Annotated in this window: 10 protein-coding genes; 5 read left to right on the top strand and 5 right to left on the bottom strand. The window is 34.8% G+C overall.

Annotation, left to right across the window (positions count from 1 at the left end):
• Positions 1-115 (bottom strand): DnaJ domain-containing protein (locus FNZ60_RS00420; protein WP_185913375.1); only part of this gene is annotated, 115 nt, incomplete at its 3' end.
• A 1,868-nt stretch (positions 116-1,983) separates the two neighbouring features.
• Between FNZ60_RS00420 and FNZ60_RS00410 the strand changes: the two genes are divergently transcribed.
• Positions 1,984-3,330 carry an L-cystine transporter gene (locus tag FNZ60_RS00410; RefSeq protein ID WP_142415808.1) on the top strand — a complete coding sequence of 449 codons (1,347 nt, stop codon included), beginning with the start codon at positions 1,984-1,986 and terminating at the stop codon, positions 3,328-3,330.
• Between the two features lie 15 nt (positions 3,331-3,345).
• On the opposite strand, the gene FNZ60_RS00405 is transcribed toward FNZ60_RS00410, so the two are convergent.
• On the bottom strand, positions 3,346-4,224 hold the full coding sequence (locus FNZ60_RS00405; protein WP_142415807.1) for a methyltransferase domain-containing protein: 879 nt from the start codon (positions 4,222-4,224) through the stop codon (positions 3,346-3,348).
• Between the two features lie 197 nt (positions 4,225-4,421).
• Between FNZ60_RS00405 and FNZ60_RS00400 the strand changes: the two genes are divergently transcribed.
• The gene (locus FNZ60_RS00400; RefSeq protein ID WP_142415806.1) at positions 4,422-5,207 is read left to right on the top strand and encodes a ComF family protein; all 786 of its coding nucleotides are present in this window, start codon (positions 4,422-4,424) and stop codon (positions 5,205-5,207) included.
• Positions 5,208-5,256: 49 nt separating this feature from the next.
• Positions 5,257-5,511 (top strand): glutaredoxin 3, encoded by a 255-nt coding sequence (gene grxC / locus FNZ60_RS00395; RefSeq protein WP_142415805.1) that lies wholly within the window; start codon positions 5,257-5,259, stop codon positions 5,509-5,511.
• Between the two features lie 39 nt (positions 5,512-5,550).
• Here grxC and ubiG read toward each other — a convergent pair whose 3' ends face one another.
• On the bottom strand, positions 5,551-6,294 hold the full coding sequence (gene ubiG / locus FNZ60_RS00390) for a bifunctional 2-polyprenyl-6-hydroxyphenol methylase/3-demethylubiquinol 3-O-methyltransferase UbiG (protein WP_142415804.1): 744 nt from the start codon (positions 6,292-6,294) through the stop codon (positions 5,551-5,553).
• A gap of 189 nt (positions 6,295-6,483) precedes the next feature.
• On the opposite strand from ubiG, the gene FNZ60_RS00385 reads away from it, so the two are divergent.
• A complete protein-coding gene (locus tag FNZ60_RS00385; protein WP_142415803.1) occupies positions 6,484-7,740 on the top strand; it encodes an aspartate kinase in 1,257 nt (418 codons plus the stop codon).
• A 593-nt stretch (positions 7,741-8,333) separates the two neighbouring features.
• Positions 8,334-8,963, top strand: a complete 630-nt coding sequence (tmk, locus tag FNZ60_RS00380; protein ID WP_142415802.1) for a dTMP kinase — start codon at positions 8,334-8,336, stop codon at positions 8,961-8,963.
• A gap of 1,429 nt (positions 8,964-10,392) precedes the next feature.
• On the opposite strand, the gene nhaA is transcribed toward tmk, so the two are convergent.
• Positions 10,393-11,754, bottom strand: a complete 1,362-nt coding sequence (gene nhaA, locus FNZ60_RS00375) for a Na+/H+ antiporter NhaA (RefSeq protein ID WP_142415801.1) — start codon at positions 11,752-11,754, stop codon at positions 10,393-10,395.
• Between the two features lie 149 nt (positions 11,755-11,903).
• Positions 11,904-13,610, bottom strand: a complete 1,707-nt coding sequence (locus FNZ60_RS00370; RefSeq protein WP_142415800.1) for a hypothetical protein — start codon at positions 13,608-13,610, stop codon at positions 11,904-11,906.
• Positions 13,611-13,795: the final 185 nt, after the last annotated feature.

Below are 13,795 nucleotides of genomic sequence, written 5' to 3'. Positions count from 1 at the left end.
CGTCTCTATTTCCTAAATTGCGATCAGGATGGTATTGCATGGCTAATTTACGAAAAGCAGTTTTTAGCTGTTTATCATTACATGTACAGTTTACACCAAAATAATCAATTTTTATTATATTACATCATTATGGATTTTTAATACTTGAACCGTTATTAAAAAAAGATAATTTCATGTGTTTAAAGAAGAGACTATGCTGAAAAAATATTTTTAATAAAGCAATTTCTTGAAATTATATTTTCAATATGAATGTTTCTTTATTATTATCAGAAAGTGCATTTTATTCTTTTTTATTGTGCAATATATGTTATTCTGTTTTTACAGGAATGAAGTCTTTTGATATATGGAATAGAATATAAAACTTTAGTCTTTGTCATGGTAGGCAACAAACGCTTTTTTAGCTAAACATATAGAGTGCGCTTTTTAATTTTGGAGCTGTTGCCATTTTTAATTGACAATATATTGATTTACAATGATAATCTACCGTTGTTTATATTAAAATGGTCTCAAATACTGTAGGGCTCTCTCATTTCAAATCTGTTGATACTGAAGCAATTCAAAGTCATTTATTTACGCGACATAAGAAGGGGATGTATGGATAAAAGTTACTAAAGAATAGAATAAAAAATGACTTTTATGAATTTTTTCAAATGCAAGATTTATCGCAATATTTTAAATTAGAAAAATCGTATGATGGCACACTGCCATGCACCTTCATAAGGATGAAAATAATACTATTCAATGTTATTATATCCTTTACAAGTGTTGTCATAAAATGGGATAAACAAACATTGAGAGATGGCCATTATCCTGTATTTATTATTTTGTCACAAAACAACAAAGCACTTACGAAAAAATATATCGTATGGGAATGTTTTTAAAATATCTAATGATAGAGTTTAATTTGTTGTGTCATTAAATATATTCTAAAACAAATCCTTATCCTATTCTGTAGATATGAAAGGTTCTGTCTTATGCTTAAACATTTTTATATATTCTTTTGCTATTTCAGCTTTTTCGCGATATTCTGCAATTCTATCGTTTTTATTGAGGTATGACGGATAAAGTTCGTCGTACTCACTCGACCGTTCACTTTTGTGTATCCAAGTGACACTAATACAGCAAACAAAAGTATCAATAGAGAAGATAAAACAATAAATGTTATGGTACGTTTCATGAATGATTTAACTTTCTTACTTCAGTAAATAGACCAATATTGAATACGGCTATTATGGTGGTTGATATCACTTAATTTGGTTATTTCGATAAGATATATGATATTTTTGTTGCTATTGTGTTTCCGGTTGTTTTAAGTGATGTTATGCCTTATTGGTTGTATTTTCTGCAATAACTTTTGTGGTTTTCAAAGCCTTCATATATGCGATGTCTTTTGTTATTAAGAAGGTATATTTTTATGCCTATAAAAAGAATTTCGAAAAATCAAAAAGCTTTCCCCAAAAGCTTCCATTGCGAGCAAAGAAAGAATGTATAAAAGATATTTTTAATAAAATAATTGTATTTGGAGTGGAGATCAAAGTGATTGAAAATGTCGTCCATAAAATTGGTAAAAAGAGCTTTTGATGGTGTATTTTCCAGAAAATTCATGAAGGTTCGTTTGTTAATTAATCAATTGTTTCAGAAAGTCCTTTCAATTTAAAGAGCAAAATAGAGTGGATATGAATAGGATAAGCTGTGTTGAAATTATTCATTATTAAGCTGTAATGAATACTGTTTATATTTCTCTTTTTTACCTATTTTATGAGAGCGCAAATTTTAAAGAGTAGGGAAATAATTTTATTTATTTTCTTTAAACTGTCATTCGTAGGTAAAAAGTTCTTTTTTAATCTATAAATTAAAAAATAATGATTTTTCAAAAGTCTTATAAGCTTTATACTTTAATTTCAAATATCATACATTGATTTTGAATTATGCATATTATTTCTATCAATCATAACAATAGTGGGCACAGACTGGGCATCGACAATGACATTTAATTTTTTCATCAATTTGTTTCTATTTATTATTTTTTTATTGTGGGTTGCTCAAAGTAAGAAAATGGAGTGGAGCCTTTCACGCCGTGTTATGCTAGGACTTATCCTTGGTTTGATTTTTGGAAGCATTTTGCAGTTTTTTTATGGAGAGAGTGACGCTACTTTATTGAAATCTGTTGAGTGGTTTAACATTGTTGGTACAGGCTATATCTTATTGTTACAAATGGTTGTTATGCCGCTGGTTTTTGTTTCTATCGTTTCAGCGGTTGCTCATTTAAATTCTGTTTATGCTGTTGGAAAGATGAGTATCATAACGATTTCAATATTGCTTATTACAACGGCTCTTTCAGCGTTAGTTGGTGTTTTGGTTGTGAATTTCTTTGGTTTAACCGCGAGTGGTTTGGTTCATGAAGGGCAAAATGTTTCTGCTCTTCTTGGAGAGCGTATTTCTCAACTTGGAGATATGAATATACCAAAGATGATTTTGTCTATGATTCCTAAAAATCCCTTTGCTGAGCTAAGTGGCGCTAAACGTACGTCAATTATTAGTGTCGTTATTTTTGCATCATTTTTAGGGGCATCGGTTCTTCTTTTAAAGAAAGATGAGCCAGAAAAAGGAGAAAAAGCGCTTTTATTTATTCAAGTAGCACAAGCTTGGATTATGCGGTTAGTTCGTATTGTGATTGCTTTGACGCCTTATGGTATTTTTGCTCTTATGACGAAAGTAGGAGCAACTTCGCATATTGCAGATATTTTAAATTTATTGATTTTTGTCATTGCCTCTTATGTCGGTATTATTTTAATTTTTGGAATTCATGGTGTATTGCTTGGAATTTCTGGGGTTAATCCTTTTCGTTTTTTCAAGAAAGTTTTACCGGTTTTAACATTTGCTTTTAGCAGCCGTTCAAGTGCTGCAAGTATTCCTTTGAATATTGAAGCGCAAACACAGTGGATAGGTGTACCCCAATCCATTGCGAGTTTTGCTGCTTCTTTTGGGGCAACAATTGGACAAAATGGTTGTGCCGGTCTTTATCCAGCGATGCTTGCGACCATGATTGCACCGACCGTGGGGGTTAATCCTCTTGATCCTACGTGGATTGCTACGCTTGTTGGCGTTGTAACGTTGAGTTCTATTGGTGTTGCTGGTGTTGGGGGAGGGGCTATTTTTGCTGCATTGATTGTTTTGCCAATTATGGGACTCCCTGTTACTTTGGTCGCTGTGCTCATCTCTATTGAACCGCTCATTGATATGGGGCGCACAGCTCTAAATGTGAGCGATTCAATGGTCGCTGGAACGATTACCAGTCAGGTGTTGCGGACAACGGACAAAACTATTTAAAAAAATGATTTTAGGTTATATTTTTTTGGATTGTAAAACATCCGTTAGAGATATTTGCGCGGTGCCAGGTTGTAGGGGTTTTTGTTGACTGGGGTGCGGAGCCCAACCAGAGAGCCAGATAAAAGAAAAATGTGCACGAATACGTCCATCAGGATCACTAAATTTTTGTGCATAAATTTCAGCGGCACGAAGAAAAAAGCGTTTGGAGACAGGGCGCTTTGAACGATTAATGAGGGCATTTTGCATTCCCATTGCTTTAAGATCACACATAAGGTCAAACATTGTCTTATAACGTATTGTGATATCTTCAACGTCTGCTACAGGTAGAGCAAAGCCAACACGCTGTAAAAGAGCGCCAGCGTCACGAATGTCTACAAAAGGATAGACCCTAGGGCTTGCTCCACCATAGATTTCAATTTCAGCTTGTAGGAGACATTCACGTAATTCTTTGAGTGTACCAGCACCCGCCATAACGGCCAGAAATAAACCATCTGGTTTAAGGATATTTTTTATCTGACTTAGAACACCAGGAGTATCATTCGTCAATTGTAATGAAAGAAGTGAAACAATAAGATCGCAGTAATTTTGAGGAAAATCAAGAAATTCTCGATGGCGTAAATGAAACTTTTTATCATCGCTTTGATAAAGCGTATCGGTTTCAATACGTTCTATAGAACAAACTTTTTCAGACTTCATGAGCGCTTGTGTGGCAAGGTCTGTATGGCTGTGTAAATCGAGTGCTAATGTAAAGTGGCGATCAACAGTGCTAAGACGTTTATAGAGATCTTCTGCCATGAGAGAGAGCAAAAAGTCATATCCTTTTTTTGCTTTTTGGAAGGCGCGTTTGCGGAATTGTTCAATGCGGTTATGATCAAAAATTAAAGGATGCGACATATTGTAGAACACTTTCGATCTATAAAAGAATATATTTTGAAAAGGTTCATATTTGTGGAAGCTCTGTCAAGTTTATAATGTAAAAGAAAAATAAATTTATGAAAGGTTAAGAGTTTTTAAAGAAATTAAATTTATAAATTGAGGAAATGCAAAGGAACTTTTGTTCTGTGGGGAAGTTGTAAAAGCCTAAATTCATAATGTTTTATTTTCGAGAAGCGGCTTTAAATAGCGGGGATATACTCAGTCAGTTCATTGAGCGCTTTAAAGCGGTGCTTTATCCACCGATTTGTCCTGGATGTAAGCAAAGTGTTTCTACTTATGGTACAATTTGCTCTGAATGTTGGAAAGATCTTCAATTTATCACAAAACCTTATTGTCCTGTTATGGGGACGCCGTTTGTTTGTGATATGGGGGATGGTTTTCTTAGTGGTGAAGCGCTTCGTAATTCTTACCCTTTTTCACGTGTTCGCTCAGTCATTGTTCATAAAGGGCTTGCACAAACTTTAGTAACGCGCTTAAAATACGGTGATCATATAGAATTGGCACCCTTTATGGCCAATTGGATGATGTTTGCTGGACGCGAGGTTATTGATGAATGTGATGTTATTATTCCCATTCCATTGCATTTTCGTCGTTTTTGGGAGAGACGTTATAATCAATCTGCTGAGCTTGCGCGTTATATTGCAGCATCACAAAAAAAGCTTTTAAAACCGGGTTGGCTTGTTCGTTGTCGGCATACGCGTCCACAAGTTAGTCTTTCTTCAAAAGAGAGAAAACTTAATGTAAAGAATGCTTTTAAGGTTTCGCATAAGGTTAAAAAATATCTCAAAGGACGCTCTGTTTTACTGATTGATGATGTTTTTACAACAGGTGCAACGGTTATGGCAGCAGCTTCTGCATTAAAATATGCAGGCGCACGACAAGTTGATGTGCTAACATTTTCGCGTGTCCTTAAAGAAGATTCTATTTTTCCCTCTTCTTAAAGGGAACTAAAAGTGGATATTATTAAAAAAATATTGGAGGATAATACTTATGAAAGAGATAATCATTTATACACGTCCTAACTGTCCTTATTGCATAAAAGCATGTGATTTACTTGATAAAAAAGGCGTAAAATATACGGATATTGATGCTTCCACATCTCTTCGTCAAGAAATGGTACAGCGCGCGAATGGGCGCAACACATTTCCACAAATTTTTATAGGTGATTATCACGTTGGCGGTTGTGATGATCTTTATGCTTTAGAAGCTGAGGGAAAACTCAATTCTTTATTGCAAGGCATATAACCGTTGTAAATGATATCCCCTTCAGAGCATGGTATATCCTTAAGATCGTTTTGCGAGAAGGAGATAGTTAACATCCATGTCTTTTGAGCGATTCCAGCTGTCGTTTAATGGATTATAAGTAATCCCTATCTCATCAATGACAGTTAGAGCGTTTTTTGATAAGAAATTTTTAAGCTCTTGGGGTTTTAGAAATTTTTTATAATCATGGGTTCCTTTAGGGAGCCAACGGAGGATATATTCAGCGCCTATAATAGCGAGCCCCCATGCTTTCCACGTGCGGTTGAGTGTTGCGACAAACATCAACCCTTGTGGTTTTAGCATTTTTGCTGTCGCTTCTATGAAGAGATTAACATCAGCGACATGTTCAACAACTTCCATACTCAGGATGATATCAAATTTTTCTCCTTCATTGGCGAGTGCTTCTGCTGTTGTGACGCGGTAATCAATTGAAAGATCATTTTGAGCTGCATGGATTTTTGCGACTTCAATATTCGTTTGTGCAGCATCAACGCCTACGACCATAGCGCCAAGACGTGCCATGGGTTCACATAATAAGCCTCCTCCACAGCCAATATCAAGAATTTTCAAATTATCAAAGGGCGTCAGTGAAACAGGGTCACGATTAAACTCTAAACAGATTTTTTCTCTGATGTAAGCAAGGCGTGTTGGATTAAATTGATGAAGAGGCCGAAATTTTCCTTGTGGATTCCACCATTCTGTAGCAATTCGTGAAAAGTGATCAATTTCACTTTGATCAATAGTGGTTTGAGTTTCCTCTACCATGTTACCTTCCTTTTATTTTTAACGATTGAGTCATGTGGATTTTATAAAAAGTTAAGAACAATTAATATAATTATAATGCAACTTGCACAAATGATCGATATTCGCTATGTCGAGAAAATGGTTAGTTGATAGAACATCTTATTCTCATTATTGGGCGAGATAAAAGATGTAAGGTTAAGAGTGTTATTAATGGCACGCATTGTCATGAAATTTGGTGGAACGTCTGTCGCAAATATTGAATGTATTCATAATGTTGCACGGCATGTCAAAAGAGAGGTTGATGCAGGTCATGAAGTTGCCGTTGTCGTATCTGCGATGGCCGGTAAAACTAATGAGCTTGTCCAGTGGACATGTGATGCATCCCCCATATATAAAGATGCGCGTGAATATGACCTTGTGGTTGCTTCTGGTGAACAGGTCACTTCAGGTTTGCTGGCTTTGACACTTCAAGCAATGGGCGTGAATGCACGTTCATGGCTTGGTTGGCAGATCCCTATTCATACGGACAATGCGCATGGTCGGGCACGGATTACTGATATTGATGGCTCTTTTTTAATAGAGCGTTTTCAGGAAGGTCAGGTTGCCGTTATTGCTGGTTTTCAGGGGGTAACCCCGGATAATCGGATTTCTACTTTAGGGCGTGGGGGATCAGATACAAGTGCTGTTGCTATAGCAGCGGCTGTACAAGCTGATCGCTGTGATATTTATACGGATGTAGATGGTGTTTATACAACGGATCCACGTATAGAACCAAAAGCGCGTCGTTTACCAAAAGTAGCTTTTGAAGAAATGTTGGAAATGGCGTCTCTAGGGGCAAAAGTTTTACAGGTTCGTTCTGTTGAATTGGCCATGGTTCATAAGGTTCGTACCTTTGTACGTTCAAGTTTTGAGGATCCTGATGCATTAGGCATGGAGGATCCAATGAATTCTTCTGGAACACTTATTTGCGATGAGGATGAAATCGTGGAACAACAAAATGTTACTGGTATTGCGTTTGCTAAGGATGAAGCACAAATTTCGCTGCGTCGACTTGCTGATCGTCCAGGGATTTCAGCAGCAATTTTTGGTCCTTTGGCTGAAGAGTGCATTAATGTTGATATGATTGTGCAAAATATTTCTGAAGATGGCTCAAAAACTGATATGACTTTTACTGTACCATCAGCAGATGTAGAAAAAGCCGTTGCATTGTTGGAGAAAAATCGCAAAGAAATTGGATTTGATGTTCTCCAATTTGAAAGAGATCTTGCAAAAATATCTGTGATTGGTATTGGAATGCGTAGCCATGCAGGCGTTGCTGCCACAGCATTTAAGGCATTGGCCGAAAAGGGTATTAATATTCAAGCAATCACGACTTCCGAGATTAAGATTTCTGTTTTGATTGATAGTGCTTACACTGAACTTGCAGTCAGGACATTACATGCTGTTTATGGATTGGATAAGAGCTAAATCTTTTTAAACGCTCAATTTTAAGAATATAAATTTTTAATAGGTTAATATGTATGAATGATTTGCTTTATAAGCATAATTTATACTTTTAATTTAAATAAGAATAATTAATACCGTGAAATTTTTTCATTAAAGATTTTCTTGTGATGAAGAAAAAAACTGTTTGCTTGCGTGTTACAAACAAGTTTAGCATATGCATAAAAACTATTTAAGAGATAACATAAAGTACTTCTTATAAATTATTTAGATATAATATAAAGTAAAATAAGAATTGTTTGTAAGTTAAGTGTTTTAAATAGAAGAAGAAGGTACCATATATATTTATAAAATGGTGATTTATACTTCAGAAATAACCCTCTAGAGCTTACATAACTTGCTTTTTAGTTGGTTCAAAATTAAAAATGTTATCCTAGTAGTCAATCAGTTATAAAAAATTTTAAGCCTTTGCGCTGAAGAGGATGGTGCTCTTGATATCATATCTCTGATATCAAGAGATAAAATGCTTTATCTCTAAACAAAAAGGTTTTAGATGTAAAATGATGTAAATTATGGATGGAGAGAAAATATATCTTAATAAAGATATTTATAATTCCATGTGGTCTTTGGAGCCATATTCTGGTTCTTTTGTTGCTTTATGTGGATTTGATGGGAGTGGAAAGACTACTCAAGCACAAGAAATTTCTCGCCATTACTCACAAGAAAAACATATAATGCAAACTTTTCAACCCAGCCACTGGTATAGAAATAATCAAGAGGTGAGAGGTTATTTAGAGAGTGGAAAACCAATTGATTCATTGCTTTTAGCGCTTTTAGCCGCAACAGATAGACGAAAGCATATACTTGAAATCATCGAACCTTCTTTAACTTCATCGCAAAATTTATTAATCAATGATCGATATGTTTATTCTAGTCTTGTTTATTTCTATGCTCGAGGACTCTCTCTTGAAAATGCGATTAAATTAAATCAATCTATTCCAAGACCTCATATCACATTTTATCTTCATTTACCGCTTGCTGCTATTATCGAACGATTGCAAAAAAGGGATGGTTTAACCTTAAAACACGAGGAAAAACGCTCATTTATTGAAAAAGTTTCTAAGGCATACCAACTTTTATCAGAAATAGATGAACGATTTATCGTCATTGATGGAACCGCCTCTGTTTCTTTAATTCATAATCAAATACGACACCATATAGACAAGGTTTGTTTTGACGATAAATAAAATATATCCATCTATGAATATTATTTAAAAACTTATCTATTCTCCTTTATGGCCTCGTTTAGATTTTATATCGAGGGCTTTAAAAGTTTGATTACGATAATCTAAGATTTTTTGAAAAAATATTATCTTAATACGTTAAAGAGACGTTTGATAATCATTACACTGCAACGCACTTTTTTGAAAAATTCAAAGGAAGCAAGCTATCCAAAAAGCTTATCAATTTCTGCACTGATCATGATATTTTTATTCTCATGAGAGATTCATATGGCAATATAAGAGCGACCTCTAGAGATATGCACAAAATATATTTGAGTATAGCAAATAAGCTAAGGGCAGAGGCTATAATAAAAGAAACTCTTGTTGAGGTTTAATATTTTTATCTCATGATAAATAAAACAACAAGAGACAATCCTTACATGTTTTTATGGGGATCTTTAAATTATTCATTAAACCAGCAAGAACATAAGATAAAAATACTCTAGCAAGCAAATACATCCATTTCAAGGACTGTAGGTAAAATCTTGATTATGCTAAAAGATCAATCCAACAAAGCAAAGGATTGTTTTTGTTTTAAAGAAACATCTCCCAATTCTCTCAAGCTTATTTCGCGCCAGTTACCGGTGCATGGTATAACGATAAAGCCATTGAGCACCACCATCTTTACGTTTGTGGAAAAACAAGCCAGCACCATCTATTTGCCAGCCTTTGAGTGTTGCGGACCAATCCTTGGCACTTAAGACTCTTCATAAAAGGCATTTTTAGTCCTTGCTTTAACAGTTCCACCCACAAAGCCACTCTCCACTTTTGATACGCAAGATAATGGTTTTGATTGATGCAATATAAACAGATTTGAAACGAGAGAATCTTACGTTATTCGGGACTCTCATTCAATATGAACAACGCTAGATTTCCATTATAAATCAATGTGTTATCTTTCCCATAAGGTTTATCAGTTGAGGGGATAGTTACAAAGAGAGTAATTCTTTTACGCATTTAACAATGACAAAGAAGAATATATTAAAATTTCTTTTCTTATTTATTATAATTAAATATAATATATTGATTTATAATAATAATTTACGGCTACTTCATAGTGAATAATTGCTTCGACGAAAGATAGTTTCTCTGAATCCATGAAATCTTTTATATTGAAACAATTAAAATTATTTCTGTGCACGTTACGAGCAGGATTGGTGTAGAAGTAAAAGATTCTTGAAGAAAGGAATAAAAATATCTCTTATGAATCCTCTTAAGTGTCAAAGGTTGTTTCAACATTAGAGGCTGGTAATAGTATGATAATGTTAGTTTTCTCCTTCATAAGTGTAAAGATGAGGTGAGAGAATAAATTTTACATTAAATATCATTCAAATCCAACAAATGAGCAAAATCACTTTTAAAAGGTTCACATAAAAATATATTTTCAGTTCGTTTATTGAGAACTATGAGAAACTTCTTTATTGCGCTTAATATAAATAAATCCATATCCCAGACCGATAAGAGCAGATAAACCAGAGCCACAAAGAACCCCAATTTTTGCCGCATCGAGCAGGATAATATCTTTAAAGGCGAGCATTGAAACAAAGATAGACATTGTAAAGCCAATTCCTGCTAAAAAACCAATGAGTAAAATGCCAGCCCATGTCATTTGTGGAGGGAGGCGGCATAGTCCTGATTTTATGGCTAGATAACTGGCTGTGATAATGCCAAGGGGCTTACCAACGAAAAGACCAATGACAACACCAAGAATAATTAAGAATGATTTGTCAGAAGAAAGGTCAAAGTTCGCAAAACTCACACCAGCATTTGCGAAGGCAAAAATCGGCATGATACCGTAGGCAACCCATGGATGCAATGTTTTTTGAACACGTGTTACTGGAGCAATCATAGCACGCTGTCCTTTGCGCATTTTTTTCAATGCAGTTGAAATATGGTGGAGATCTGTTTTTGCATTTTTTTCTTGAAGGATTTGCATAGCGTTGCTGAGCATGGTGAGCGGTGCAACAAGAGTGCGGGTAGGAAAAACAGGTGTCATCATACCTAAGATAACACCAGCAAGTGATGGATGAACGCCTGTTACCATTAAACCCCACCAGATGATTGCACCAGGTAAAGTGTAAAGCCATGCTGATGCAATCCCGATCCATTGAAAAAAGAGTACCAGAGCAATACCTGCTCCTGCAATCATTAAACCACTAGGATCAATGTTTGTTGAGTAGAAAAAAGCAATAATAAGAACAGCTATAATATCATCAATAATCGCTAATGATAGAAGAATAACATGAAGATTAGCAGGAATCTTTTTTCCAAGAAGAGCTAAAATACCTAGAGCAAAAGCAATATCTGTTGCTGTTGGCACAGCCCAACCGTGGATATGTCCACCGTTAGAGTTGAAGATGAAATAAATGATTGCAGGGACACAAACACCACCTATTGCAGCAATAATTGGTAAAATTGCTTGTTTAAAATCAGCAAGAGCCCCTTCATGAATTTCACGTCGAATTTCCATGCCTGCGACAAGAAAGAAAATAGTCATAAGGGCATCATTAACCCAAAAATGTAAATCCCATGAAAGAGTGAAATGACCCAAATTAAAGCCAAGAGGTGTATGCCAAAAAGATTCATAGAGATCAGCATATTGAGAATTGGCAAAAATCAGTGCGGCAGCAGCAGCGAGTAAAAGAACAATACCACTCAGAGCTTCAATATGAAGAAAACGCTCGATAGCAGAAAGCGCTTGATTGGTGACACGAGAAGCGCGATTAGGCAAGCGATTTGAAGATAAATCAGACATGAACAACTCCAACTATCGACAATTTTATAATTCTATATTTTTTGTGTAAATGACTCTATTCTGATGCTTTCTGTATCATATAAAAGCAAAAAGAGGAATAAGGTTCTAAAGTTTATAGACAAGATCATTATGTCGAAAGCACAATATGTTTAAGGGGATTTTTCATTTTTAATAGCGAGATCTACTTTACTTAAAACCTTGGATAGATCATTTTGTAGAGCGGTTTCCAGATCAACCATTGTGAGCCCTTTATTATCTTTTGCTTTAATTTGAACAATCAATGTTTGCGGGTTTTTAGCAAATTCACCTAAAGATTTTGAAATTTTCTCTGCTTCGTCATGATTTTTTAGCAATATTTTGGGGGTTTGCGTCATCATTAAATAGAAATCATCATAGAGTTCTTTTTTAAGATCATGTTGGCTGTCATTAAGATTTTTTGCAAGATAAGAAAAAAGCTTATCAATGAAGCCGGCATCTCTATATTGTATATCAATTTCATTGATGCCAAGGTCTTGAGAAGCAGCAATCATGACATTTTGTTGACCAGAAAAAAGCGTTTCATCAACATCAATAACTTTAGCTGATATGTTTCCAGAGCCAACGTCTTTCATGTTAAAAGCCATTGCATCAAGAAAGAGCATACGTTTCTTTTCATCGTAAGAAATATCAACTTTTCCTGAAATATCAATTTGTTCAAATCCCATCTTTTTTAAAAGTTCTAAATCTTTTTCATTCATTTTTTTAGGTGAAACGGAAAAGTTATTGAGAGAAAGAAAAAGCTTTTTAGGGATAGGATGTTTCCATAAGCTTGGTTTGAATTGGAATGATTCTAAAGTTGCTTTCAATGACGGGATATCAACGGTGACATTATTAACTTTGGCATCTGCTGAGGTAATGGCGAGCAGGATGTTTAGAAGAAGACCATTTTGTGCTATTTTTTCAGCGACTTTATTATTCTCTTTTCTTGCATTAAGATAAGCTTTGACCAGTTTTTCAGGCGTTTGTTCAAGGGGCTTCATCTTTAGACCAGATGTTTTAAATTGTCCGAGGGAGAAAGAGCTATTTTTTTCTGCTTCTTCAAAAATATCGATACTGATATTATTCAGAGAAATAGGGCCAGTGACGGTTTTTCCTTTATTGAGGACATTATTTTTTCCGAAAATGATAGAATAGGCATAATTGATATCAATATCTTGGGCTTTTACTGTATCACTTTTAGCTATCAGCTGCATCTGTTTATTACCATTGATTGCAACCGTTTTAAGATCCATATTTTTGATGCTAATGGAACCGATATGACCACCTTTAAAATCAGAAAGCTGAAAATTCTTAAATTCAATCGTTTCTGTGCGTTTTTTTTCATTTTCTATAGAAAGTTGTATATTGGGTGCAATAATTGAGGCAAGATTAATACGCATCACTGATTGTAAAAGATGTGATGTGATTGTTCTATCTTTTTCTTTTAAGGATACACTTTTAAGAGAAATTTGCGGAATTTTTATGTGAATATTATTATACTTTAAATCAACATTATAAAATGTAAAAGTTCCAGGAATAAAAGAAAGAGGAGGACGGGCAGACATGGCACCAATTTTCAATGATATACCGGCTGGAGCGGGAAGTGTAACATTCTTCAAATTGACTTTACCTAGAATACTGACTTCAGATTTTTCTGCCTTTATGGCACGACGGGCGATCTCTTTTCTTATAAAACTATCAAGATAGGGTTTTGCGATATAAAATCCACCAACAACTATAATTGCCAAGATAACAACAAATCCAATAATGCAAGTAAGCCAATATTTTAGGTGATTTTGATACCCACTATTAAGATTGCCCATTCTTTTTTCTTTCATTTTTGTCACCCTTTGACTGAGGGTGAAGATAAACTCTCACATTTAAGCAACGACAAAGGTTAAAATATAGCGTGTACCAGTTTCAACAGCCATCACCCTTCTATATTAGAGTTATTCTCATCTTTTTTGCAATATAGCTTTATCAACTTTTATCAATTTTCTTTGAATTCAGCATCTTATAGAGA

This window comes from Bartonella massiliensis (assembly GCF_902150025.1).
GTDB lineage: Bacteria > Pseudomonadota > Alphaproteobacteria > Rhizobiales > Rhizobiaceae > Bartonella > Bartonella massiliensis.
This window is presented reverse-complemented; position numbering and strand designations above follow the sequence as displayed.